Origin of the sequence: Kangiella koreensis DSM 16069 (assembly GCF_000024085.1) — a bacterium.
GTDB classification, from domain to species: domain Bacteria; phylum Pseudomonadota; class Gammaproteobacteria; order Enterobacterales; family Kangiellaceae; genus Kangiella; species Kangiella koreensis.
Genome location: NC_013166.1, coordinates 14,414 through 39,167, shown reverse-complemented (window position 1 = coordinate 39,167; position 24,754 = coordinate 14,414). Strand labels below are relative to the sequence as shown.

The 24,754-nt window shown below is 42.2% G+C and carries 22 protein-coding genes and 1 pseudogene; 11 read left to right on the top strand and 12 right to left on the bottom strand.

The genetic code is table 11. The features are described from left to right. Positions 1-23: 23 nt before the first annotated feature. The 4 genes and pseudogenes from KKOR_RS13740 to KKOR_RS00160 all read right to left on the bottom strand — a co-directional run. A pseudogene (locus KKOR_RS13740) lies at positions 24-458 on the bottom strand (TniQ family protein); the annotation flags it as partial. Further along, positions 425-1,279, bottom strand: coding sequence for a TniB family NTP-binding protein (locus KKOR_RS00170; RefSeq protein ID WP_012799972.1), 855 nt, complete (start codon positions 1,277-1,279; stop codon positions 425-427). The pseudogene KKOR_RS13740 and the gene KKOR_RS00170, both read right to left, overlap by 34 nt. Further along, positions 1,276-3,144 (bottom strand): Mu transposase C-terminal domain-containing protein, encoded by a 1,869-nt coding sequence (locus KKOR_RS00165; protein WP_012799971.1) that lies wholly within the window; start codon positions 3,142-3,144, stop codon positions 1,276-1,278. Before KKOR_RS00165 ends, KKOR_RS00170 begins: the two co-directional genes overlap by 4 nt. Positions 3,145-3,150: 6 nt before the next feature. Beyond that, entirely contained in the window at positions 3,151-3,744 is a 594-nt protein-coding gene (locus KKOR_RS00160) for a TnsA endonuclease N-terminal domain-containing protein (RefSeq protein ID WP_041295969.1), read from the bottom strand. A 199-nt stretch (positions 3,745-3,943) separates the two neighbouring features. Between KKOR_RS00160 and KKOR_RS00155 the strand changes: the two genes are divergently transcribed. The 3 genes from KKOR_RS00155 (at position 3,944) to KKOR_RS00145 (ending at position 6,694) form a co-directional block, all read left to right on the top strand. Next, positions 3,944-4,564: an ATP-binding protein gene (locus KKOR_RS00155; protein WP_083777347.1), complete on the top strand. Its 621-nt coding sequence runs from the start codon at positions 3,944-3,946 to the stop codon at positions 4,562-4,564. A 414-nt stretch (positions 4,565-4,978) separates the two neighbouring features. Beyond that, the gene (locus KKOR_RS00150) at positions 4,979-5,701 is read left to right on the top strand and encodes a hypothetical protein (RefSeq protein ID WP_041295968.1); all 723 of its coding nucleotides are present in this window, start codon (positions 4,979-4,981) and stop codon (positions 5,699-5,701) included. Positions 5,702-5,773: 72 nt separating this feature from the next. After that, positions 5,774-6,694 carry a porin family protein gene (locus tag KKOR_RS00145; protein WP_012799968.1) on the top strand — a complete coding sequence of 307 codons (921 nt, stop codon included), beginning with the start codon at positions 5,774-5,776 and terminating at the stop codon, positions 6,692-6,694. A 52-nt stretch (positions 6,695-6,746) separates the two neighbouring features. On the opposite strand, the gene KKOR_RS00140 is transcribed toward KKOR_RS00145, so the two are convergent. Continuing rightward, positions 6,747-8,114 (bottom strand): S8 family serine peptidase, encoded by a 1,368-nt coding sequence (locus tag KKOR_RS00140; protein WP_041295967.1) that lies wholly within the window; start codon positions 8,112-8,114, stop codon positions 6,747-6,749. Between the two features lie 206 nt (positions 8,115-8,320). On the opposite strand from KKOR_RS00140, the gene KKOR_RS00135 reads away from it, so the two are divergent. The 6 genes from KKOR_RS00135 to KKOR_RS00110 all read left to right on the top strand — a co-directional run bounded on the left by KKOR_RS00135 (position 8,321) and on the right by KKOR_RS00110 (position 12,472). After that, positions 8,321-8,812 (top strand): RNA polymerase sigma factor, encoded by a 492-nt coding sequence (locus KKOR_RS00135; RefSeq protein WP_012799966.1) that lies wholly within the window; start codon positions 8,321-8,323, stop codon positions 8,810-8,812. Further along, on the top strand, positions 8,809-9,564 hold the full coding sequence (locus KKOR_RS00130; RefSeq protein WP_012799965.1) for an anti-sigma factor family protein: 756 nt from the start codon (positions 8,809-8,811) through the stop codon (positions 9,562-9,564). The genes KKOR_RS00135 and KKOR_RS00130 overlap by 4 nt, the downstream gene beginning before the upstream one ends. 10 nt (positions 9,565-9,574) lie before the next feature. Continuing rightward, positions 9,575-10,087, top strand: coding sequence for a CC0125/CC1285 family lipoprotein (locus KKOR_RS00125; protein WP_012799964.1), 513 nt, complete (start codon positions 9,575-9,577; stop codon positions 10,085-10,087). Between the two features lie 142 nt (positions 10,088-10,229). Beyond that, positions 10,230-11,693, top strand: coding sequence for an aminotransferase class V-fold PLP-dependent enzyme (locus KKOR_RS00120; protein ID WP_012799963.1), 1,464 nt, complete (start codon positions 10,230-10,232; stop codon positions 11,691-11,693). A gap of 87 nt (positions 11,694-11,780) precedes the next feature. Then, positions 11,781-12,089 (top strand): ArsR/SmtB family transcription factor, encoded by a 309-nt coding sequence (locus KKOR_RS00115; RefSeq protein WP_041296072.1) that lies wholly within the window; start codon positions 11,781-11,783, stop codon positions 12,087-12,089. Next, positions 12,089-12,472, top strand: a complete 384-nt coding sequence (locus KKOR_RS00110) for a rhodanese-like domain-containing protein (RefSeq protein ID WP_012799961.1) — start codon at positions 12,089-12,091, stop codon at positions 12,470-12,472. Before KKOR_RS00115 ends, KKOR_RS00110 begins: the two co-directional genes overlap by 1 nt. A gap of 71 nt (positions 12,473-12,543) precedes the next feature. Here KKOR_RS00110 and KKOR_RS00105 read toward each other — a convergent pair whose 3' ends face one another. Genes KKOR_RS00105 through KKOR_RS00090 form a run of 4 tightly spaced genes read right to left on the bottom strand, consistent with a single transcriptional unit; the run spans position 12,544 to position 17,507 of the window. Further along, positions 12,544-12,756 carry a YgaP family membrane protein gene (locus KKOR_RS00105; RefSeq protein ID WP_041296071.1) on the bottom strand — a complete coding sequence of 71 codons (213 nt, stop codon included), beginning with the start codon at positions 12,754-12,756 and terminating at the stop codon, positions 12,544-12,546. Positions 12,757-12,782: 26 nt separating this feature from the next. Then, a complete protein-coding gene (locus KKOR_RS00100) occupies positions 12,783-14,099 on the bottom strand; it encodes a hypothetical protein (protein WP_143715017.1) in 1,317 nt (438 codons plus the stop codon). A 24-nt stretch (positions 14,100-14,123) separates the two neighbouring features. Beyond that, on the bottom strand, positions 14,124-14,966 hold the full coding sequence (locus KKOR_RS00095) for an outer membrane lipoprotein-sorting protein (RefSeq protein WP_012799958.1): 843 nt from the start codon (positions 14,964-14,966) through the stop codon (positions 14,124-14,126). Positions 14,967-14,975: 9 nt separating this feature from the next. Next, the gene (locus KKOR_RS00090; protein WP_012799957.1) at positions 14,976-17,507 is read right to left on the bottom strand and encodes an efflux RND transporter permease subunit; all 2,532 of its coding nucleotides are present in this window, start codon (positions 17,505-17,507) and stop codon (positions 14,976-14,978) included. A gap of 114 nt (positions 17,508-17,621) precedes the next feature. On the opposite strand from KKOR_RS00090, the gene KKOR_RS00085 reads away from it, so the two are divergent. Further along, entirely contained in the window at positions 17,622-18,485 is an 864-nt protein-coding gene (locus KKOR_RS00085; RefSeq protein ID WP_012799956.1) for an MBL fold metallo-hydrolase, read from the top strand. A 95-nt stretch (positions 18,486-18,580) separates the two neighbouring features. Beyond that, a complete protein-coding gene (gene rep / locus KKOR_RS00080; protein ID WP_012799955.1) occupies positions 18,581-20,605 on the top strand; it encodes a DNA helicase Rep in 2,025 nt (674 codons plus the stop codon). 6 nt (positions 20,606-20,611) lie between these two features. Here the strand turns inward: rep and KKOR_RS00075 are convergent, their stop codons facing one another. The 3 genes from KKOR_RS00075 to fadB all read right to left on the bottom strand — a co-directional run bounded on the left by KKOR_RS00075 (position 20,612) and on the right by fadB (position 24,683). Next, positions 20,612-21,004, bottom strand: coding sequence for a VOC family protein (locus KKOR_RS00075; RefSeq protein ID WP_012799954.1), 393 nt, complete (start codon positions 21,002-21,004; stop codon positions 20,612-20,614). A gap of 338 nt (positions 21,005-21,342) precedes the next feature. Next, positions 21,343-22,509, bottom strand: coding sequence for an acetyl-CoA C-acyltransferase FadA (gene fadA, locus KKOR_RS00070; RefSeq protein WP_041296068.1), 1,167 nt, complete (start codon positions 22,507-22,509; stop codon positions 21,343-21,345). Positions 22,510-22,526: 17 nt separating this feature from the next. Beyond that, a complete protein-coding gene (gene fadB, locus KKOR_RS00065) occupies positions 22,527-24,683 on the bottom strand; it encodes a fatty acid oxidation complex subunit alpha FadB (RefSeq protein ID WP_012799951.1) in 2,157 nt (718 codons plus the stop codon). Positions 24,684-24,754 lie beyond the last annotated feature (71 nt).

Below are 24,754 nucleotides of genomic sequence, written 5' to 3'. Positions count from 1 at the left end.
CACCTATTTAATAGCAGGCAATGATGTTCTGTGCAGACAGGATGGATTGATAGCCGCCATGATCTTCTAAAATAACAACGCTCTACAAGACAAGCAGGACAGTACTGTTGACCTGCCTTATTTCTCATTCTGCCTCTAAGACATAGGTTCAATAGATTTGGATCTTGATAAGTATTCCTATCATCACACCTTAGCTGGGCTAAATCATTTTCAAGCGTTTGATGCCTATCAACTCCATAGTGCTCTCTAAGAACTTTTAAATACTCTGTAGGCACTGATCTATCGATGTCCTGGGACAATCGATTTCCGTTCCCCCAAAGCGCCACTGCCAGCGTATGCACAACGACGCCTTGGGAATGAGCTAACCTTGACAAATATGAGGTTAAAAGCTCATCATCATAGATTCTAAGTCTAATAGGGTGACTTATAGCTGACGCCTTCTTGTGGGTGTTATCCAATGCAGCTTCTTTAAGCCATCAAGTGTGATCTGCTCAGTTCCATCTTTAATAGCATTGATTGCTGCACTTTTTATGATCTCTGCAATTTCACCAATCCATCCCTCAGACATATTCATTATCTCAATAGCCAGATCCCTTTGATCTAGATTAGAGGGTTTATCAAGGTCTATTAGCTTTTCAAAACTCTTTAATAATTTTCTAAATTCAATATCCAGCTTCCACCTACTAAGCTCATAGGGTTTGAATCGATTGGAAAGCTGCGAATCCGAGAGAAGGGCACGGTGAGCCTCTTTGGTACCGGCAGCTACTATTGGGATTTGTAAACTGTTACCAAGGTATTTGATTGTATTGAGTACTTGAGTCTGCCTTAGAACATTGTTATCCAATAAGGTATGAAACTCATCAATCATCAGCATTCGAATGTTCAGCCGTTCTACGATGGACTTTATCTGATTAAACTTTTCATCTTTTCTGGCATTTCGTTGAAAGGGCACATATAACTCTCGTAATATTGAAATATAGATGCTGTCCTGGTTAGCTTCGGGTGGCATTTCAATACTTACCACAGGGACTTGCGTCGCATCTTCAAAAGAGTCATTGATAATTGGATGTCGCTTCAAAAATCGCTTTATAACTGAAGTCTTTCCATTATTCGTTTCACCCAATATGACCATATTTGGCATTCTATGAACTTTAGGGTGGAACATGAGATCTTCTAATTTCTCCAGTATTAAAGTAGCTTGGGTATATCCAATCCACTTGTCTTCTTTGAGCTTGTTTATTCTCGTCACATTTCTTTCCGTCATGCTGATATCATTCATCCTTGGATTTCCTCAAACTCATCAACCTCAACATTAAATATATCAATCTCCACATCTGCTTTAGCGTTCTCGACCCTTTCTTTTGATTTTTTTATCTGCTTTTTTGCTATTCGTTTACGTTCGTTCATACGACGCTGTTTTTTGGTCTTCTTTTTAGCTGATTCTTCCATGATTTGTAATTCTTCGCGAGCCGCTAGAATCGCATCTTCATCTACTGTTTTCTTTCCTTTTTCTTTGATCGATTTCTTCAGCTCCTTCAACTCCCATAATGTCATTGAAACCATACCTCTATTACGGCAGGGAATTTCTAAGTAATCATTCAGATCAGGATCGTAAAAATACACTCTGGATATATCTCTGGGGTCACGTTTAACAATATACTTCCCATGAGTGTCTATTGAGTGAGGATTCTTCTGCTTTATCCACTTTGCAAGCAAAGGGTGATAGTAAAAGAGTCCGTCTATTTCAATTCCATATCGTTGAACACTTCTTTCGTATACTGGAAGGAAGTCCATTCTTAATCGCTCTTCATCCAAGATGACTTCAGGGATCCCACTACCAAATCCATCGTCTCCGCCAAGCATCCCCTCATTAAACTTAGCAATCGGTGTCATGCCATCAATCCCTGAGTGAGGAGACTGGTGATAAACTTTTGAAATATAGGTGGCTAACCATTTATCAAACTCATTGAGCGTAAAAATAGCCAACTCTTCAGATTTGTATCTGCCTCGCTCTTTGATGTTTGAAAACGTAGTGCCCTCAATTTCATGGATATCTTTATTAAAGGTACCTAACAGCCTTTCGATATGGCCACCAAAATCTGCGCGGCCCAGTGGCCGCCAATTGATACTAATATTGTAATTTGATGCTGCCCGATTCAATGCCTTGCTTCTAAATTCTGGAGCATTATCCGCATGCAGGTTGTCCATTACTCCCCACACCGGCCACTCCGCATCAATGTCTCTCTCGGCTAACCATTTGTCTTTACTTAATATGGCATGCTCCAGACACAAGGCCACACTTGTACAACTTGGGCGCTCTAGCGTCAGGTAATACCCACAAACCATGCGACTGAACACACAGATTGCTACTGTAACCCAGGCTCTACCAATACTTATCCGCTCTTCTTCATCCACCAGCATTAAATCAACTGGCGTATGATCAATTTGGACTACCGATAGAGGATGGTCAGCTTCTTTGTAGCCTTCGCCAACATGACTGAATTTAGCGCGTCTTTCCGCCTTACTGATTCGGTACTCGACCGTCTTTTGAGTGGCTAATTCGCTAATTCTACGTTGGAATGTTGCCGAGCTAGGAGCTTTAATGCCCGCTCTTTTTGCCATGACTTTCAAGTGATTATAAGCTTGGGATATCTTCCGTTTATTTTTTGTGAGGTAGTAACTCTCTATAACTTCTTCAATCATGGACTCGGATTCTGGACTTAACCTTGACTTGCCTTTATCGCTTCGTTTACGTCTAAGAAGGGATGATTTAAGTCCTGTGCCTTCATAACTTCCTAGCCAGCGATACAGTGTAGCTGGGCTTATTTTATTTTTTTTAGCTATTTCTCGAACAATCTGAAGGTTTCTTTTCGTAACATCCTTCAACAAGGGCTCTATAATCGTATATCGCAGTTCAGCCAAAGCCCACTCCTCATCAGAGAGGGTTAATAATTCTTTGTTATCGGTTTGTACCGGTTCTTCAGAAGGATCAATTTCACTTAGCTCGGATATGGTTGCACGAATTGATTCGCCGGTTTCATTGTCACGAAGGATTACCGTTTTAAGACTCAGAATATGAGTTATCGTACAAATCTTACTGTTGTATTTCACAACAGCATCTTTTTCTATCTTTAACGTTCTCATTGCGCTTTATTCCATTAGCCAAACTTCACTGTGGGGTGTTATTTTCTGGTACATGTCTATACCAAGAGTTTGATCGCCTAGCATCCGCCAAATGACAGGCATAGCTCTTAATTTGCTCTCCTGGTTCCGAAAACATAAGGCGAGTAGTTGGTCTAGAGTACAAATCTTTACCTGTTTCATGGCATCTATGAGAGCTTCTCTGAATTCATTTTCGAATTGAGAGACTCTCCTTAACTGATGATCTATCTTCTTAATGTTTTCAAGGAATTGTCCGCGTATCTCATAGTCGGTAATAATTTTAAAGAACCATCCGTTTTCCCTACTTTCCTTCAAACCCAGCTTCAGTCTCGGCTTATGCTTCTTCCAGTTGAAATAGAGATCTTCTCTATATTTCACTTCTATAAGGTTATTTCCAGGTTTTAAGTAAGGAAAAATGAAGGATTCACCTTCAACCACAGCCATACAATCAGGTGTATACTTCCTTTTACCCCGGATGATTTCTATAGGCTGCTCCTCATAAGATGTCACTGCTGGGTCATTCTCTAAGAGGTAATATAAGTCTCGCTCAAGAGAAGATTCCCACGAAATAGGGCGATTCATCTTACGACTCGGAAAGGTTCCAGTAAGGCTCGAATATGTTGCTTTTATGACTCTTGATGGCATGGTTGTCGGGCACTCTCATTTATATTGATTATTTGCAAGCCATTCTCAATTAGCATGATTAAGATTCTCACTTAATTTGATTGAGATCAAGCTAACCCACTGATTTTGGTTTATATATTCTCAAATAATTTGATGTCTGTCAGAGTTTTCCCGTCAGGTTTTAGATAACTTACGTGAGCCGCTGGAAAGCGGAAAAGTCACTATTTCTCGTGCGGCCCATCAAGCCGAGTATCCTGCTAACTTCATGTTTCTTGCAGCGACCAACCCCTGCCCCTGTGGTCACTACGGTAACCCGAAAGGCGCCTGTCGCTGCACTCCGGATGTTATTCGTCGTTATCTTGGTAAAATTTCCGGGCCACTTTTGGATCGGATTGATATGCAGGTTGAAGTGCCTCTTTTAAGTCAGCAGGAATTAACCAATGGCAAACCGAAAGAAACCAAGCCACAGGAAACCAGCAGTTTTCTACGTGAGCGCGTAATAGAATGTCAGACTGCTCAATACCAAAGACAAAGAAAGTTGAATGGTCAGTTACAGGCAGGGGAAATTGATGATCATTGTCGGTTGTCGGACTCAGCGAAGCTGCTTTTGAATAAGGCGCTTGAACAACTTAATTTATCTGCACGTTCTTATCATCGGATTATTAAGGTGTCACGAACGATTGCCGATCTGGCGAATGAGGAAATGATTCAGCCACATCATATTAGCGAGACATTGAATTATAGAAAGATGGAGCGTTATATGGCGCAGTTGCCATGAGGTTTGTTAATTGGAGGAATGCTCAATAATAATAGTTTTTCAAGCTTAAGTTTTGTCATCCTGATGAAAATCAGGATCTGCTCTTATTAATTTAAAATAAAACAGCCTTCGTTGATTGTAAGTCATGTTTGTAATTATCAAATGTGCTGGTTTTAAATTCCTATATATCGATATCCATTTATTCGAAGAGCGGGGCCTGAATTACCCAAGGCATTCCCGTTGGTCACAGTTCAGGATGACATGCCCTTTGTATTTAGTTCTCTATTGATTCTTTCTTTTATACGGCTTCTGAGCGCTAAATTCTGTCTCACCGTCTCTTTGTGAACCATTTCTCTTTTTCAAATATTGTCGGAATAATCTTCGACGATGATTCGTCACCTTTATGACATGCATATAAAACAAGAGGTGATGATTATGTCTAAATTTACACAATCAGCTTTATTACTTTCTACTTTAACTTTTGCTTCAAGTTTAGTTTTTGCACAAAACGCAAACGTTGATGGTCAGGTCGACGCATCAGCTCAAGCTGGTGTTGAAGTTGCTGCAGACGCAACACAACAAGTTGCAGATACTGCGGACTCAACCGCTAACACAGGTGCTGAAGCAGCTTCGGATGTATCTGCCAATGCCGAGGCACAAGCCAATGCAACCGCAGAACAAGCCAGCGACATGCAACAGGAAACTCAAGCAACTGTCGAGTCTTCTGCAGAATACGGTTTAAACGTAGCCGGTGAAGCCACTCAAAATGTTGAAGAGCAAGCAAATTCTGCGGCAACTGTTGGCATTGAAACTGCTGGCGATGCCACATCCAATGCACGGGCTGAAGTTGATGAGGCCGATACTAACTCAGATGCATCTTTAACTGTTGATGCTTCCGCCAGCAGCTCTTCACAGGCCCAGGCTAGTAACTCTGAAACTTCAAGCAGTGCCAATGCCGAGTCTGATACTGAAGCTCAGGCCAATGTTAATGGCAGTGTCTCTGATTCGGTGAGTGCAACTGTCGATTCTGCCTTGAATCAATCGGTTGATGCTCAAGTTGACTCTTCAATCAAAGAGCAGGTTACCGAAACGGTAGAAGATGCGATTGATGACAACATTCGTGATTCAATCACCGACAAACTTCCACTTGACCGCTAACCCACACAAGGCCAGCTTTCGCTGGCCTTTTCCTCATCCTTTATTACTAATTTCATTCAAGAGGAGAGAACTATGAAGCGTTATATAATTTCTCTATGCGCTCTGACAGTCAGTCCACTATTGATGGCTAGCATCGCTTCTGCATCACAAGACTCTCAAAGCGACTTTTCCATCGCACTGGAAACTGGTATGGAACGTGATTCTCAGCTCACGGTGGAGGAAATTGACCAATACGAAGCTGCAAGTGATATGGCCACTCACCTTCAGTTTGAAGCAGAAGGCGACTGGCAAGCCACATCACGCTTAGCCCTCAAAGGTGGCTATCATTACACGAGTAAAAGTTATCAGGACAATGAAGATTTTGATCTTGATATCGGTCGAGTTTTTGGTGATGTCTCTTACGATTTTTCCGTACTGACTGTGGGTGCCAACCAGCACAAAATTGATGCAAAGTTAGCCGGTGATGGCTTTCTTGATATGACACGTACAGGATTTTATGCCGGTAAATTATTTGCCAATAGTTTCTATCTTAGGGCAGAGCTTTTGGATATTGATAAAAGGTTTGATAATTTGAGCGATCGAGATGCTTCTGGTGATAGTGTTGCTACAGATGGATACTTCTTTTTTAATCAGGGACTTAGCTTTTTTTCATTGGGTATCGAACAGGAAGAAGAAACAGCCCAAGTCGAACACTTTAGTTATGATGCCACCAATTATCGTGCAACTTTTGCTCATGAGTTTAACTGGCTTGATAAACGCAACCGTCTGAAACTGAACGGTCGCTATTCAAGCCGTGATTATCTCGGCATCTATCCAGAGATTGAAGAATCACGCGCTGACACTAAAAACAGTATCAGCCTGACCTGGGATCTCTTTTTTACTGATCACTTTTCGATGATTACCCGTCTCGAACAAACTGATGCAGATTCCAACCTGTCTTCTGCCGATTATGACGCAACTCAACTGAGTTTAATTTACAGACTGGATATTTAATATTACCATTTATTTGATTTTTAAATTGCTCCACATGGATGTTGAGCCTTTTTTATGGTTGTAATAGTCCATATCCAAATACGTTATCTTTGCCTTTCTCTCCTAAATCTATCGCTTTCTGTCTCAATATTTCAACAACTCCATCCTTTGTTGTATCGTCACTAACCTCACAACTTACAAAAGCGCTCACTACCGGTGCCGCCATTGATGTTCCTGTTTCGTGGCCTATTTGATTGTTTGCTCTGCTGGTTATTACCGAAACGCCAGGTGCGGAAAAATCTATTTGCTCTCCCTGATTTGCCCAGCGATAAATCTGTTGCTTACTGTCCACGGCTGTTGCGCCGATAACTTGTGGATATGCTGCCGGATATAATGGGCGAGATGCAGGCCCTTGATTACCGACTGCTGCCACTATAATCACGCCCCGTGCAGCAGTTGTCTGGATTGCATTTTTTAGAACAGGATTATTCGGGCCGGTCAAACTCATATTAACTACCCGCACCTTATTGGCTACCATCCAGTCCAAAGCTCGGACTAAATTCACCAATGTAGCTCCCTGAGAATATTGATTACGGGAATAAAAAACTGATGCTGAGTAAAGTGTTGCTTTAGGCAGTAACGGCTTTAACTGGTCCTGACCCCCAACTAATAGTCCGGCTACAGCAGTTCCATGGCCTGAGGGGGTTGAAACGTTGCTCTGCATGAAGTTTTTAGCTTTTATAGTCGCCTTTTTTAAAGCACTATGGTTTATTTCAATAGCGGTATCGATCAACCCAATTGAAACAGGCTTATCGCATGCTGGTTTTTTAACTCCTATTTCTTCTGAATGATTGTGCTCTGTATCGGTAGCTTGTTGTGTGTTGGCTTCATATATATGGTTTCGCCCTAACTGACTGCTCCAGTTTTCTGGCAGTTTTTTTTCTAATGCTTTTCTTGAGTTCATCTCATTCGGAACTTTGAAAACAACAACCACCATATCTAGATGCTGCAACCTGGTTGTAGTCACAACTTCAGCGCCGATCTTCTTTAGTTGTTTTAACTCTTGTTCTTCAATAATTAACAGCCATTCATTGGCCACTGCCCGCCAGCCATTTTCTACTTCCTGTTCAATAAGGACCGTTTTACCGTTGACATCAGCGATTGCCAATTGCTTGGGAAGCTCTTGCAAAGGATCTAGTGTTTTTAATGCTGCTTTGTCCAGTTCCGACAATCCTTGTTTTGCATCATCTATTGCCTCCTGCGGTAATTTAAATTCAATTTCTGGTCGTTGAATATCTATTGTATCTTCTGGTAATTGCCGTATTTCTGGGATTCGCTGTTCTACGCTGCGTACCACATTATCAATTGGCGTTGCGGCTTTAACTGTTATAGCACCAGCCATCAATAATAAACCTGACCATTTGAATGTTTTCATTTTCATACTCAGTGTTGTTAATACCGTTATTGTATTAAGTTGACGTTTATTGTTGTGAAAAAATTCCGATTCTCCTGGAATAAATTCCGATTTTGAGACGTCAACATATTAAATGAGCCATATATTGGTTTGATATAAGGGAAAACCCTTATTGTCTATTTGCCTGTTTTTTTATGTAGTAAAGAAACATGCAATGACTTTGGAGACTGCAAATGAAACAACAGCTTGAAACAGTTATCCCAATGCTTAGGCGTTTTGCCTATTCGCTAACGGGTAACCATCACGATGCTGATGATTTGTTGCAATCAACCGTTGAGCGAATTCTTACGAAAGAACTTCCGGACAACGTTGATCTCACCAAGTGGTCCTTCAGAGTTTGTCGTAATTTGTGGATCGATAACCATCGTTCACAAAAAGTGCGCCAGGATGCGACACAGAAACCAGAGTTGCAACAACACGACATTGTTGATGGTGAAAAGATTATGACCAATCAGCTTACTGTTGAACAGGTTCAGAAAGCTCTAGCTCAACTGCCTGAAGAACAAAAATCGATACTGACTTTAATTGCAGTTGAAGATTTAAGTTACAAAGAAGTCGCTGCTATGCTGGATATTCCTGTGGGCACTGTTATGAGTAGACTATCCAGAGCAAGAAATACCATGGTTCAATGGTTTGACGATCATGATATGAGGATTATTGCATGACACAGAATGTTAACGAGCTGCTAACTGACGAAAAGCTTTCTGCGTTTCTGGATTCTGAACTGCCAGAACATGAAATGAAGTTGATTCGTGATCAACTTGCGGATGATGAAGATTTGGTTATTCGTCTTGCCGAGTTAGCCAGTGTCGATGCCATCGTTTCTGCAACTTATCATGACATTGATGAGGTACCCCTGCCTGAATCTATTCAAAAGCTGGTTGCAGACAATGAACATCTTTCACAAGCTAATGATACCGTTGTTGATTTAAGTCTGTGGCGTCGGGCAAAGTCTGCATGGCAGGCGCAAGCGCCGTTAGCTACCGCCGCAGCCCTAGTCCTTGGCTTGGCGATTGGTTTGCTCACACAAGTTCAAGATACACATTCAACCATTTACTGGCCTCAGATAACCACCGCTTTAGATGATCACGTCAGTGGTCAATCTATCACTCTAGCCGAAGGCTATCAGTTGACTGCCAGGGTTTCTTTTATGAATAGTGATCAACAGCTATGTCGCCAGTTTGTTTTGCAAACACCAGAAAATAGTCAGCACAGTATTGCCTGCCATGATGGCAATAGCTGGCAACTCGAGGCTACACTTTTTGATGAGCCCATCAAGGCTGGTAGTTATCAAACCGCCAGCTCACAGAAACCTATTAACAGCCTGGTTGAATCCATGGCTGCAGGTACTTTTCTTAACGCTGAGCAGGAACAAGAAGCAATAGACTCAGGTTGGGCTCAACCTTTAAACCACTAAGGAGGTTTGTATGAAATTTTTAATCACTTCGCTGATGGTTACCTTTTTGCTAATGGCCTGTGCTTCCAGCCCGGTATACAGTCCGGCATCGGACAACGGCTTTGGCTACAGTCACAGCCAGTTGGACAGTAATAGTTATCGAGTGCATTTTAAAATGCGCGGTGATGACTCCAAGCAGGCGATGGACTATGCCATGCGCCGTGCCGCCCAGCTAACTCTTGAAAAGGGCTATGACTGGTTTGTGATAAACGATCAGCAAACTCTGACCCATACCCGTCAAAATGCCGATCCCAGTATTTCGCATAGTGAGACCATGGTTGTCACTCGTGACTGTGGTCTGGTCGGCTGTAAAACTCGTAGCTACCCCGTACACCAGACCACGTTTGGCACTCAGCTGGAGTCATCACAAAGTATGGTCGAAAGCATCATTGCCATTCGAATGGGCAAAGGTGTCCGTCCGGAGTCCGATAACAGTTATGATGCGCTTGAAGTGCATAAGCGTTTGAAAAGCCAAGACTCTTAATCGGTTTATTGTGCTTACAAAGGTCCCGTCACTGGTTAGATTGGTCTAGCCAGTGGCTTTATGCCTAGCAGTTACTTGCTTATCTGTAGATCCCTGTCTATATTAGCTTCTTTGCATATTTTGTCAGACGATTATTCTTATAATGAACCTCATTGAACATTTTTCATCTTTCCGTCAGGAAATCATTGGCGAGAACCATAGTTACGACGCTGCGCCGAATGGTGATTCTATTTTATATGCCGATTGGACCGCGAGTGGCCGTTTATATCGTCCAATTGAAGAGTTTATTAGCAATACCCTAGGTCCTTATGTGGCTAATACGCATACTGAAACTACGCTGACCGGTACAACCATGACCAATGCTTACCATGATGCGCAGCAGATTATTAAGCGTCATGTTAACGCCAATGAGAGCGATGTATTGATTGCTGCAGGTTCGGGCATGACTTTAGTGATCAACAAATTCCAGCGCATGTTGGGATTGCGCGTTCCTGAGAAATGGCGTGAACGTCTTGATATCAAAGAACATGAAAAACCACTAGTGCTGGTGACTCACATGGAGCATCACTCCAATCAAACCACCTGGCACGAATGTGAAGTGACTTTAGAAATTATTCGTTCTGATGCGCAAGGCCGTCCTGATTTAGGGCATATGCGTGAGTTGCTGGAGCAATATCAGGATCGTCTGGTTAAGATTGGTTCTTTTACTGCTTGCAGTAACGTGACCGGTATTAAAACGCCTTATCATGAAATGGCCAAAATCATGCATCAACACAATGGCCTCTGCTTTGTGGACTTTGCTGCTTCTGCGCCTTATGTAGATATCAATATGCATCCTGCTGATCCTGAACAGAAACTGGATGCCATTTTTATCTCTCCACACAAATTTTTGGGTGGCCCGGGCAGTAGCGGTATTTTGATTTTCGATCAGGCTCTTTATGACTGCAAAGTGCCAGATCAGCCAGGGGGCGGAACTGTCTCGTGGACTAACCCTTGGGGTGAGCATCGCTTCTTCGATAATATTGAAGCACGCGAAGATGGTGGAACACCAGGTTTCCTGCAAACCATCAAAGCAGCTTTAGCCTTTAAACTTAAAGATGCTATGGGCGTCGATAAGATTCAGGCTCGCGAGGAAGAGTTAGCAAAAATCTTATTGGATGGCTTTTCCCAAATTCCAGGTGTACAAATTCTCGAAGGAGAACAGAAAGAACGACTTTGTATCGTTTCTTTTTACGTACTAGGCATTCATCATAATTTAATTGTTCGTTTACTAAATGATAGGTTTGGAATACAGACCAGAGGTGGTTGTTCATGCGCCGGTACCTACGGTCATTTACTACTTGATGTTGATCAACTGCAAAGTCATGAAATAACGAATAGAATTGATCAGGGCGATCTCACTGACAAACCCGGCTGGGTTCGTGTGTCTCTTCATCCTACTAACAATAATGATGAAGCACTCTCGATTGTTGATGCGCTGCGCCAAGTTGTTGAAAATGCTGAAGACTGGTCGCAGGACTATAACTTTAATCCTGCTACTGGCGACTTCATACCAAAACAACAGCAACCAAAATTAAAAACCCTGGGTGATTTTTCACCTGTGTAACTTTCTTTTTTGTAGAGTCAGTTAATTGCGCATTAGTATAGTTTAAGGCAGAATTTAATTATGGATCAACGAACGACTTCAAGCACCATGGCATTTACAGACGAAATGCAAAAGCACTCTGCCGAAGCAGCACAGTTGCTAAAAAATATTTCCAACGAACAGCGACTGATGATTCTTTGTATTCTTCTTGAAAAAGAATTATCGGTTGGTGAGCTTAACGATTTATTACCACAACTGAGTCAGTCGGCGCTGTCGCAACACCTGGCTTTATTAAGAAAAAGTGATTTGGTTACGACTCGTCGTCATTCGCAAACCATTTACTATTCATTAGCTTCGACCGAAGTCGCTCGTATCATTCATTTACTGCATGAGATTTATTGTCAGGAGACTTGTTAATGCAACCTTGTTTACAAAATTACATAGGCTCTATCAAACAGAACATCAAAGAAGTTAGTATTGATGATTTCAAATGCACAGACTGTTCTAATGCTTTAATTATTGATGTTCGTGAACCAGCGGAACATGCTGAAGGTATTATTGAAGGCGCCTTACCGATTCCTCGTGGTGTTCTTGAGTTTAAACTTTTTAGCCATCCTTTTTTAGAAGGATTATCTGAAGAAGAAATCCTTAATACACCGATCTATATCTATTGCGCTACTGGTGGACGATCAGCTTGTTCAGCTCATGCTCTTGAGCAAATTGGTTTTAAAAATGTTTTTTCTGTTGCAGGTGGAATTAAACAGTGGGCTGAATCCGGCGGCAATATCGTTAAGCCTTAATTGACCTTTTAACGGTAAGGGTGATTTATGAATCGCCCTTACCGTTAATTATCCCATCTAGAGTTACTTTACTAAGATTCCTGAGCAGCCTGTCTTTCTGTTTTAAAACCTAATTTTTTAATCACCATCATTGCTGGGCAAAATCCAGTAAATGCAGACTGAAATAGATTCGCACCAACAAATACCGTTAACCATAACCAGTAAGGATGTACGTACCAGGTTAACACCACTGATAATAAAACCATAAAACCAGCGAAAGCCATCAGTACTCTTTCAGCAGTCATTTTTTTCTGTGCCATAGGATTACCTCCTAAAATTGATATCTCACACGCAAATACGCGTTACTTGCATCTTCAAACTGGCCAAAGAAGGTATGAGCTTCCTGTCCATTGAATAAGTTTGCCCCGACTGTGAATAACCATTCATCACTGAAACGATAATTCATACTTGGGCGTAAATAACTGTCTTCGTCACTGGGCGAATAAAACGCAAATAAAGACCATACAAATTGATCCTTTGCTGTTCTGTACGTTATCCGCGTTGTAACCAGATGTCGCCTTTCTTCCCCTTCGAACTGTGGAAACGGTGAATTTGCGATCAACTGATCATAATCTTGTGTCCACTCCAGATAATATTGCAATCCTAGGGTTAATCGGGTTGCCGCCTCGGTTTCGTAACCGGCTAACAATCTCCATTGTGAATTTTTCACAAAGGGGTTGGTGCCGTTACTGTCTTCTACCGCATCATGATAAGCCACTTCAAAATTATAAAGTCCACTTTCAATGCTACCTCGAACGCTTGCACCAAAAATATCTTTACGATGGAAGGTTGGTTGAAAACTATTGGTAATTCCAACCGGCTGCTTATCGAATCCTCGATAACCGTATAAGGCATACTCAGTACCTTCGACATTTTTATACAGTCTCAAAGAAATTTCGCTATTGCCAAAGTTGTGATCGGGCTCTATTGGATTCACAACATCAAAGCCGCCAATATTGTCGCCCACTATCGGGTTAAACAAAGAAAACCTTTCCCCATTGATATAGCGATCTTCTTCAAACACTGGCGTCCACACCAGATCCACGTTAACTGCATCAAAATAGCTAGTAACTCGAACCGAATTTGCTGGTGCTTTTAAATAAGTGTCTTCTCGACCTGCGAAAAATGACTGCCAATCCTTTGGGAACAGATCATTTAAAAAAACCAAATCACCAGTTCCCCAGGTGCTAATCTGACGACCAATCTTGAAATCGGTATTACCAAACGCAGAAAAACTCCAGGCTAGTTCACGAATGTCTAATTCCATCTCATCAGTCACACCGTCATACCAGGTGTCACCCCGAAAACTGAAGTCCACTTCATCGCCTTTATAATCTGCTTCCAGGTGTCCTCGCAGCTCATTCAAGGTTTCTTTGTCCTCGAACAATAGATCAGTTTGCAGTCGTCGACCATAGCCTGCCTCTAGAAAGCCAGCCCATGACCAGTTGGATGATTCCTTCTCATCCCATTCATCTTCCCAGACATCACCCCACTCATCCTCTTCAGCGGCCATGCTGGTTGGCAATCCGTGAGCGGCCAGTAAGCCACCCACAAATAGCCATTTCGCAATTTTGGTTTTGTTACTCATCATTCTTCCCTTTAAGCCACGAGCTTACTCTTGCTCAGCTTCTAACCATTCGCGTGGAGGATTTCTTAGCGAACGTGACGTAAACACATCCTCCGGTACACCAATGTTATAGACCGGACGACGAAATTCCATATAGGTTACGCTGCCGGTTTCCAGGTTAGATATTTTTGATTTCATAACCGTTGGGATACCCTGCACTTCTTCCACTTCGGCAACATCCATTCGACGATAGACTTCGCCTTTATTGTTAAAGTATTCCACCGTCATTGGCAAAAATGTTTCTTTATTGATGTTTGCAATGTAGTAGGAAAACTCGACATTTGCTTTATCCATCGGCGTATTTTTCACAATATAAGCAGTATCAGTCACTTCCAGCAGCTCATGATTATCCAGCGCAGGATTACGACCTGATACATCCTCATAGAAAAAATCTGAACCAACAAAACTGGTACGTTTATCACCCGCCGAAATACGTTTTTCTAAATCAAGACCGGGTAAATATAACCAACGGTCATCATCACGATCTACATGCTTATTGACTAGAAATACTGTTCCGCGAACATCAGACGGACGACTGAACACCACTAGAAAATTCTGATCCCCTTCATCTTCAATATCTTTACGCAGAATAGCAAACTGTCGCAATTGGCGATTACCATCTTTATCCATAATCATCATTCGTGCATCGCTACGGCCATCATCGCCAGCATAATACGATACCGTGTTTGCTCTACTTATGATCTCTTCAACAGTTAACTCACTTTCTGCTTCAGATGCTTCCGAACTAACCATTAGCAATGGTAAAATCATACCTGTTGCTAACAATGCTATTAATTTGTGTTTCATGTTACTGTGCAAGCTTTTCATAAAAGCCTCCTATATTTTTGCCTGATCTTGTGGTTTGAATGCCCACCGACGCGTACCTTTTAGCGCCACCGGTAATAAGACCAGAGTTACCGCTGCTGATGCAGCCATAATGGTCGCCAGGAAGAATCCAACAGTAATGTATGGCACTAGTGGCGCAAATAGTAGTGGGGTAAAGCCAACGGCAATTACAATCGCATTACGGCTGATTGCTGATGCCGGTTCTTCAAACATTTTGACCATGGTCTTTTTAAAATCACCAGTTTGTTTAAAGATTTCTCTTGCCCGCTCCAAGAAATGGATTGCAAAGTCAATCGATAAACCTAAAGTCAACGACGATAGAACCGCAATTGGCATATCATAATCTTTACCGACCCAACCTATCAGACCATAAATAAACAATATCGTGATGCTCAACGGCAGCATGGCCAATAATCCAAACAGAACACTACGGAACAAAATGATCATCATCAGCAGCACCACTACAAAGGCACTCATTAAACTGTCTAACATTCCGGCAACCATTTCGTCCTGCCACACCATATTGAGATAACTCTTACCGGCCCATTGTGCTTTGACGCCTTCAGGTAAAGGATTATCCGCAAAATATTGATCAACAAATTCTACTACTTGCGTCATATCCTGATTATCACCACTAGTAAGCTGCAACCATACTGCCGTTGAGCTGTACTCCTTGGTTACCATGTGCCACAAATCTTGTGGCCGGTGTGACGATTGATACTGCAATAATGCTTGTGCCACACCATTTTGGTTATTTGGAATCACAAAGTCCTTCGGCTGACCGGTTTTTAATTCACGAGTCACTGTTTTTACAACATCTGCCAACGAGTTACTTTTTCCTACATAACCACTGTCCGCCAATGCCTGTTGCAATTGCTCAATTTCATGCAGAATTTCTGGCCGCTGGAAGTAGGCAACTTTTATGCGCGCTTCATCAGCCCGCATGATCAAGTCTTCCAAAACCTCAGCCTGCTCACCAGTTGCATCAAACAACTTATCCTCTAACAACATCATGACCTGATTTAACTGCGTTGTTAGTTGATTGTCATTTTGCATGATGGTTATAACTTCATTCTTTAGCGACTTATCTTCAATAGTATTAACTGCACGCATCCAAGTTTCTTTTGCCTCTGACTCATCGGCTTCCAAAACTAAATACGCATCATAAGTTCCTGCAAAGTGATTATTTAAGACTTTGTCAGCAACTCGTATTTTGTGGTCTGCTTTAAACCAACGCACCGGATTATCATTAATTTGGATCTGAGTTATTCCCCAGATACTTAATGCCACCACAGCCATAAATAATACTGTGACTAGTTTGCTTGCAGCTAAACTTCCTTTACCTATTTTCTTTAACCCTTTTTGCAGCCTACCTTGTTGCTTTGCTTCGGTCTGCAATGATGCTAATGCTTTTGGTTTTAGCGCTATCAAATAAGCTGGTATAAAAATAATGGTTAGCAAGAATGCCAACAAAATACCAAAGCCAACATAAGCTCCAAAAATCTGTACCGGAGGAATTGGTGTTAACAACAATGAGAAGAAGCCCACCGCTGATGTGACACTGGTATACAGCATGGGTGTAAATAGATGACCGATGACTTCCTTGATTACTTCTTTACGGTCACGACCCGGCTTATAGTTATCAGAAAATTCCGACATTATGTGAATCGAATCCACCACCGCAATCGGCATCAAAAAAATCGGAATCATCGAACTCATGATATGCACGGTAAAGCCCATTCCAATTAATAAGCCCATAGTGATAATCACAGTGGCCATCGCGATAATCATTGGCGCGGCAATAAATTTTAAATTACGGAAAAATACCCACATCAAAATGAAGATCACTAAAGCCGCTAATGGTGCTGAAATACCCATTTGCACAAACATCTGATAACCAAATGTATCCTCGGCAACCGGAAGCCCGGTAATGTGGTATTCATCATCTGAATCCAACCGCCCAATTAAAGCCTCGATTTCCTGTGAAATCCGATAGCTTTCATCTTTATCTATAATAGGCACATAAATTGCTGTTGCTTTGTCATCACTCGATGCCAGGGTGTCTTGCAATAATGGTAAGCGTTCTACTTGCTGGTTAATCCAATCCGCTTCACCTTGACTCTCAGGTGCTTCACTCATTAACCATTCGAATCGTATCGTGCCAGGGCCCTCTTGACTGATATTATCTACGGTTGAAAGTGCCATCATGTCTGGGGCAACCACACCCTCAATCTCAGCAATACCATCGGTCAACTGTTTTATAGCCTGTAATGACCTTGGGTTATATATTCCTTGCTCACTGTTATTGACCGCCCCCACCACAATGATGTCATATAAATCAAAACGGTCCTTAACCTCATTGTGATACAACCGTGACGACTGGTCTTCGGCCAGCATATTCTCCGGATCCGTATCTACAACAATATTCGGTATCATGGCTCCGGTAATTGCTGTTAAGAGCAATGTTATGATGAATATCCACTTGGGCTTCGTCATTGAAAATGTAAGCAGAAATTGTTTCATACGTCCTTCCATTTAAAGCATTTATTAGGGAAATCTAATATAGTATAGATTAGTATTTGCTAATATTCAAACAATAATCTATGCTGGTGAGCAAATTCATTGATTCAATATAGCATGTCTATCGAAATTAAATCCTTCTATCATGATGATACTGGCACTTGGAGTTATATCCTTCTTGATCCTGATCAAAAAATAGCCACTATTATCGATCCAGTCATAGATTTTGATTTGAGCTCTGGTCAGGTAAGCTATCAATCCGCTAACCAACTTATTGATTACATTAAACAAAACTCACTCAGCTTACAATGGATTCTGGAAACCCACGCCCACGCAGATCACATTTCCGCTGCTCAGCATATTAAACAGGCTTTGGGCGGCCAAATAGTCATTGGCGAGGGCATCAAAGAGGTGCAAACTCAATTTAGCGACTTCTTCAATATTGATATGCCTATTGATGGCAGTCAGTTTGACCGATTGATGAAAAGCGGAGAAAAACTTCCCTTTGGCTCGAACAGTTTTACCGCCTACCCCACTCCTGGTCATACAAATGACAGTATGAGTTACCTGATTGAGGGTAATCTATTTATTGGCGACACCTTCTTCCACCCAGATACCGGCACAGCACGCTGCGACTTTCCAGGCGGCGATGCGGACAAGCTTTTTGATAGCCTGCAATTCCTGATTTCATTCCCTGATGATCACAAACTCTGGTTATGCCACGACTACCCCGATGGTCGTGAGCCAGAAACCGGCATTAGTGTTGCTCACATGAAAGACAATGTTCATTTGCAGCAGGCTCATAATAGTAAACAGGAGTTCGTTCAAATACGTACTAAACGGGATTCAACTCTGGCGGTACCAAAGCTGATTTACCCATCGGTTCAGCTCAATATTCGAGCAGCTGAATTACCTGCTCCTGAGTCAAACGGCCGTAACTATTTGAAACTGCCTCTGTTTGTTGAGAATGACACCAACTGATCATTTATTCGCTCGTGATTTTCTGATTTTCCATTGTCTTTGCTGGCGGCGACTTGCTAAACTTGCCGCCAGTTTTGATTAATCGTCCCGCAACTTTGTCTTTACCACAACTTAACGAAAAACAACGCGAAGCACTTTTAGCAACTCAGGGTCCCATCCTGGTGTTGGCCGGTGCAGGTAGTGGTAAAACAAGCGTTATCACGCGCAAAATGGTTTACCTGATCAAAGAAAAGGACATTCCTGCCCGCAATATTGTTGCAGTGACCTTTACTAATAAGGCTGCTCGCGAGATGAAACAACGCGTCAGTAAATTAGCTGGGGCTAAAGCCACTCAGGGTCTGACCGTATCAACCTTTCATAACTTTGGTTTGAATTTCATTCGTCGCGAATATAAAAAACTCCGTATGAAGTCCAACTTTACGATCTTTGATGATCAGGACTCGCTTGCTCTTATCAAAGATCTTGGCTTTAAAGAAGCTGAAAGTGATAAGCAACTGCTGTTTAGACTGCAACAACAAATTTCTGCCTGGAAGAATGAACTCATTCTTCCTGAGCAAGCATACAATCAGGCCAAGGATCAGGAACAACTGATATTTGCCAAAGTGTATGAAAAGTATGCGCGTAGTATGAAGGCCTACAATGCCGTAGATTTTGATGATCTTATTTTGATTCCAACTTTATTGTTAAGAGATGACCCTGAGGTACGTGAAAAATGGCAAAACAAAATTCGCTACTTATTAGTCGATGAATATCAGGATACTAATACCAGCCAATATGAATTGATTAAGCATCTAGTTGGCCAATTTGGACACTTTACCGTGGTTGGTGATGACGATCAGTCGATCTACTCCTGGCGTGGTGCACGTCCCGAAAACCTCGATCAACTAGCAAAAGATTACCCACACCTTCAAGTTATTAAACTCGAACAAAATTATCGTTCTTATGGACGCATACTAAAAGCTGCCAACGTCTTAATTGATAACAACCCGCATGCGTTTGTAAAAAAGTTATGGTCAGATAAACCTTATGGCGATCCACTCAGAGTTGTTACCTGTCCGAACGAAGATGCTGAAGCCGAAAAAGTAGTTACTGAGATTATCAGCCGGAAAGTACGCACAAAAAATGGTCGCTATTCTGACTTTGCCATTTTATACCGTGGTAACCACCAATCTAAGATTTTCGAAAGAACTTTAATCGCCAATAACGTTCCTTATAAAATTTCAGGTAGCACATCATTTTTTGCCCGCTCTGAAATTAAAGATATTATGGCTTATCTGCGACTGCTCACAAATCCGGACGATGATAATGCTTTCCTTCGGATTGCCAATACACCACGGCGAGGAATTGGTCCAACAACCCTTGAACAGTTAGGTACCTATGCACAAATTCGTCATATCAGCTTATTTGCTGCCTGTCATGAAATAGGTCTAGAACAACATCTACAAGGCAAAGGCTTAGACAATGTTCGTCGTTTTTCTGATCTAGTTTCACGAGCTGCAGATAATGCCGAGCGCGGCGATAGTGTCGGCGTCATTCATGATCTAGTCGCCCGTATTGGCTATCATTCATGGCTTCACGAAACATCCAGCACCCCAAAAGCTGCTGAATTCCGGTGGAATAATATTCAAGAATTGTTGGGCTGGGTAGAAAAAGGGATTGACGATAATTCTAATGATCCAAATCCATTCGCTGCTGCTGTTGCTAACTTAATGTTGCGCGACATGCTTGACCGAAATGAAAAGGAAGAAGAAGAATCTAACGAAGTCCAGCTGATGACACTGCATGCTGCAAAAGGTTTGGAGTTTAACCACGTTTACCTGGTTGGCATGGAAGAAGAATTCCTGCCCCACAAATCCAGTATTGAAAATGATGACATTGAAGAAGAGCGTCGCCTTGCTTATGTTGGTATCACTCGCGCCCAACGAACCTTGACGTTTACCTTATGTAAGAAGCGTTCAAAGTATGGAGAAGTCATGACCTGTGAACCCAGTCGATTTCTTGAGGAGCTTCCACAAGATGATCTCGATTGGGATGCGAAACGCAAGCCATTAACCGAAGAAGAACAGGAACAGCTTGCTACTGATAACATCTCTATGCTGAAGTCACTTTTTGCCGATTAGCACAATCTACTCTTTCTTGCCTTCCTTAAACTCAGCAAAACAAATCCAATTCCCGTACGGGTCGAGACAAATCGTTTCGGTTGCCCCATAGAAAGTTTCTCTTTCTTGAATTAATAGCTCTTCGTTTTGTAAAGCTTTCTGAGTTTTTTTGATATCCTCAACTTCTACAAACAAAAATGTCTTAGATTCTGGTAACTTTTCATTAATATCATCTTCGATACTGGCCGTAGTTTGATACATAATTTCAGCTTTACCATTACTCAGAATCACAAAGCCGATTTCATCATCTTGCGGGACTGAAGTAACAACTTCAAAACCCAGATTCTCCCAAAATAAGATACCTTTATCTAAATTTTTGACCACAATCACATTTGTTATCTTCTGACAGTTCGACTGCATCACATTTCTCCTTTTCCTGTTCACCTACGCTTCACTTAATCAAGTATAGACTACAATTAAACTTTTACATTCTTTTAGTTGCCAACTTTTCTTTTATTCGCCAATATGAAAGAAAAGCACAGGAGGTGCCTCGTGACAATATTTGAGTGGATAATAGTCATCCTTGTATCAGTACTGATATTTCTATTTGGCCTGGCCGGCGTAACCGGCAGTATATTCTTTGATAGCGAACGCAATCAAAGTCGATCTGAAGATAAACTCAAAAATAAACCGTGATTTCTTGCTTATTATTCTGATAAAAAAGGCTCCATAGGAGCCTTTTTTATTGAGGCAAACGCTTAATTCAACCGCTGGAACACAGTCGCAATACCCTGCCCCAACCCAATACACATAGTCGAAATACCAAACTCTTTATCCTTGTCTTCCATCAATCGCAACAATGTTGTTGAAATTCTGGCACCTGAACAACCTAATGGATGACCAAGAGCAATTGCTCCCCCATTAAGGTTCACTTTGTCTTGCCATTTGTCACGCATACCTAAACCATCCAATACTGCAATCGATTGTGCTGCAAAGGCTTCATTCAATTCGAACAAGTCAATATCTGACAATTTCATCCCTGCTCGTTTTAGTGCCTTGTTAACTGCTGGCACTGGACCGAACCCCATGATTGATGGATCGCAACCTGCCACACCCATGGAAACAATTTTGGCAATCGGTTTTAAACCAAGTGCATCTGCTTTTTCACGAGACATAACCAGCATTGCTGCTGCACCATCTGAAATAGCTGATGAGGTTGCTGCTGTTACTGTCCCATCTTTAGGATTAAACACTGGACGTAATTTTGCCATATCTTCGACGGTTGACTCTGGACGAATCACCTCATCAAAATCATATAAGCGAAGACCACCTGTTTCATCATGAGCTTCCATTGCTAAAATTTCTTTTTTGAAACGTCCTTCAATAGTCGCTTTGTGGGCCAATTGGTGAGAACGGTAACCGAATTCATCCTGTTCCTGTCGTGAAACCTTATGCATAACAGCTAACATTTCTGCCGTCAGCCCCATCATGCCTGCCGCTTTTGCAGTGTACTTTGCAAGTTCCGGATCAAAATCGATACCGTGATTCATCGGCACATGACCCATGTGTTCTACACCACCGATAATAAACGCATCACCATCGCCGACCATGATTGAGCGGGCAGCTGAATGCAATGCTTGCATCGAAGAGCCGCACAAACGGTTTACCGTTTGTCCTGCGACAGTATGTGGCAAACTGGTTTTCAACATCGCATTACGCGCAATATTAAAACCCTGCTCTAAGGTCTGTTGCACACAACCCCAGATAACATCTTCCACATCTGCCGGGTCGAGCGCCTGATTACGATCTAACAGACCTTGCATCAATCGCGCTGATAATTCTTCTGCCCGTGTATTTCTAAACATACCACCTTTCGAACGCCCCATTGGGGTACGAATGGCATCTACTATTACTACTTCATTCATCATTAATTCCCCTCTGGTTATGCGTTGTAGAATGTTTTGTTGTCTTTAGCCATTGCCAGCATGCCTTCTGTTGGCTCATAAGCTTTACCAAGGTGTTCATACTTGTTTGCTAAATCAACAATGTTTTGCATGCCATTATCATCAACATACTTGAAGACACCACCACGGAAAGGAGGGAAACCTAAACCATATATCAGTGCCATATCACCTTCAGCCGGGCTAGCAATAATGCCTTCTTCAAGACAGCGAATGGTTTCGATAATCATCGGCAACATGTTGCGCGCAATAATTTCTTCATCACTGAAGTCTTTTGTTTCAGCACAGACTTCTTTCAATAGTTCATAAGCTTTTGGATCAGCTTCTTTGGTCGGCTTACCACGCTTATCGGTTCCGTAGACATAAAAACCTTTGCCGTTTTTCTGCCCATATCGATCATGTTCGAACATCACATCAATCGCATCTTTTTCTTCTTTGCTCATCCGATCCGGGAATCCTTCGGCCATCACTTCGGCAGCATGTTTACCGGTATCCATTCCTACCACATCAAGCAAGTAAGCTGGACCCATTGGCCAACCGAACTTCTTACTCATGATTTTGTCGACCTGCTGGAAATCGGCACCATCGCGCAATAGCTTGGTGAAACCACCGAAATAGGGGAACAATACACGATTGACAAAGAAACCTGGACAGTCGTTAACCACTACCGGAGATTTTCCCATTGCACTGGCATAAGCCACGACACTGGCAATCGTTTCTTCTGAAGTGTCTTTTCCACGAATGACTTCTACTAATGGCATCTTATGAACTGGATTGAAGAAGTGCATCCCACAGAATTTTTCTGGCCGTTTCAAAGCACCGGCTAAACGATCAATTGAGATAGTAGATGTGTTAGAACAAATGATGGCGTCTTCTGGCATCACCTCTTCTACTTCCTTTAACACCGCTTCTTTTACTTTTGGATTTTCAACAACTGCTTCAACAACTATATTGGTGTGCTTGATTTCTTCGTAGCTTAATGTTGGTTTGATACTGGCAATACCTTGTGCCATTTTTTCAGTACTGATTTTGCCGTACTTGACACCTTTACCGAATAGTTGAATAGCTTCGTTCATACCCTGTTCAAGCGCTTCCTGGCGAATGTCTTTCATAATTGCTGGCACGCCACGTGAAGCTGACTGATAGGCAATGCCGCCACCCATGATGCCGGCGCCTAAAACGGTTGCTGCTTTAACATCAACATTCTTCGCTTTAGAGGCTTGTTTGGCTTTTTTCTTCAGAACCTGATCATTAAGGAATAATTGAATCAAGGCTGAAGCTTGCGGGCTTTGCGCCACATCAAGAAAAGCCTCATGCTCAAACTTAATCGCTTCTTTTAACGGTAATCCAGCCCCCCTTTCAATAGCTTCAACAGCTTTAACCGGAGCAGGATAATGTGGACCCGCTTGTCCAGCGATATAAGCCTTAGAGGTCATAAAGGACATGGTCGCTTCAATTTTGTTGAGCTTAAGTGGACTGGTTTTTTCTTCACGGCGGCCTTTCCAATCCAGCTTCTCTTCAATAGCTTCGAGCAGCATTCTTTCTGTTGCCGCAAATAAACTGTCGCCATCAACCACTGCGTCAATTGCGCCTATTTTTAATGCGGCATCTGGCTTGCTCGGCTTACCGCCCGCAATCCATTCAAAAGCATTATCGGCACCAATCACTCTTGGCAATCGCGTAGTTCCGCCGAAGCCGGGAATCAATCCCAACTTTGTTTCAGGTAATCCTACCTGTGCTTTGCTTGAAGCGACACGCATATCACAACTTAAGCACATTTCCATACCACCGCCCAGGGCAATACCATTAATCGCGGCGGCCGTTGGGAATGGTAAGTTTTCAAAGCCTGTAAATATATCGTTTGCTTCAACAGTCCATTTCATAAGCTCTTCACGAGGCAAGGCAAATAACTGTACGAACTCAGTGATATCGGCACCAACAATAAACACTGGCTTACCACTAGTGACCATCGCTGCTTTTACATCTGAGTTATCATTCAGCAGTTTAATCACGTCTCTTAATTCTTCCAAGGTGGCACGATCGAACTTATTGACCGACTCTTTCTGATTATCAAAACAGACCTCAGCAATCCCAGTTGGGTGCAATCTGCATTGAATCGATTGACCTTCAAATATCATTCTTAATCTCCATTGCTGGCTGCCAATCTTAGAGCCTGTTGACCTTTGCGGTGCAACGCGCTCCAGCAAAA

Excerpts from the sequence above, each read along its gene's own strand:
- KKOR_RS00125 (WP_012799964.1), top strand. The coding sequence starts at position 9,575 with ATGAAATTTTTAATCACTTCGCTGATGGTTACCTTTTTGCTAATGGCC.
- KKOR_RS00085 (WP_012799956.1), top strand. The coding sequence starts at position 17,622 with ATGTCTATCGAAATTAAATCCTTCTATCATGATGATACTGGCACTTGG.
- fadA (WP_041296068.1), bottom strand. The coding sequence starts at position 22,509 with ATGAATGAAGTAGTAATAGTAGATGCCATTCGTACCCCAATGGGGCGT.
- KKOR_RS00130 (WP_012799965.1), top strand. The coding sequence starts at position 8,809 with ATGACACAGAATGTTAACGAGCTGCTAACTGACGAAAAGCTTTCTGCG.
- KKOR_RS00160 (WP_041295969.1), bottom strand. The coding sequence starts at position 3,744 with ATGAATCGCCCTATTTCGTGGGAATCTTCTCTTGAGCGAGACTTATAT.
- KKOR_RS00105 (WP_041296071.1), bottom strand. The coding sequence starts at position 12,756 with ATGACTGCTGAAAGAGTACTGATGGCTTTCGCTGGTTTTATGGTTTTA.
- KKOR_RS00075 (WP_012799954.1), bottom strand. The coding sequence starts at position 21,004 with ATGCAGTCGAACTGTCAGAAGATAACAAATGTGATTGTGGTCAAAAAT.
- KKOR_RS00095 (WP_012799958.1), bottom strand. The coding sequence starts at position 14,966 with ATGAAAAGCTTGCACAGTAACATGAAACACAAATTAATAGCATTGTTA.
- KKOR_RS00135 (WP_012799966.1), top strand. The coding sequence starts at position 8,321 with ATGAAACAACAGCTTGAAACAGTTATCCCAATGCTTAGGCGTTTTGCC.
- KKOR_RS00090 (WP_012799957.1), bottom strand. The coding sequence starts at position 17,507 with ATGAAACAATTTCTGCTTACATTTTCAATGACGAAGCCCAAGTGGATA.
- KKOR_RS00140 (WP_041295967.1), bottom strand. The coding sequence starts at position 8,114 with ATGAAAATGAAAACATTCAAATGGTCAGGTTTATTATTGATGGCTGGT.
- KKOR_RS00115 (WP_041296072.1), top strand. The coding sequence starts at position 11,781 with ATGGCATTTACAGACGAAATGCAAAAGCACTCTGCCGAAGCAGCACAG.
- KKOR_RS00110 (WP_012799961.1), top strand. The coding sequence starts at position 12,089 with ATGCAACCTTGTTTACAAAATTACATAGGCTCTATCAAACAGAACATC.
- KKOR_RS00170 (WP_012799972.1), bottom strand. The coding sequence starts at position 1,279 with ATGAATGATATCAGCATGACGGAAAGAAATGTGACGAGAATAAACAAG.
- KKOR_RS00145 (WP_012799968.1), top strand. The coding sequence starts at position 5,774 with ATGAAGCGTTATATAATTTCTCTATGCGCTCTGACAGTCAGTCCACTA.
- KKOR_RS00150 (WP_041295968.1), top strand. The coding sequence starts at position 4,979 with ATGTCTAAATTTACACAATCAGCTTTATTACTTTCTACTTTAACTTTT.
- fadB (WP_012799951.1), bottom strand. The coding sequence starts at position 24,683 with ATGATATTTGAAGGTCAATCGATTCAATGCAGATTGCACCCAACTGGG.
- KKOR_RS00120 (WP_012799963.1), top strand. The coding sequence starts at position 10,230 with ATGAACCTCATTGAACATTTTTCATCTTTCCGTCAGGAAATCATTGGC.
- KKOR_RS00100 (WP_143715017.1), bottom strand. The coding sequence starts at position 14,099 with ATGAGTAACAAAACCAAAATTGCGAAATGGCTATTTGTGGGTGGCTTA.
- KKOR_RS00165 (WP_012799971.1), bottom strand. The coding sequence starts at position 3,144 with ATGAGAACGTTAAAGATAGAAAAAGATGCTGTTGTGAAATACAACAGT.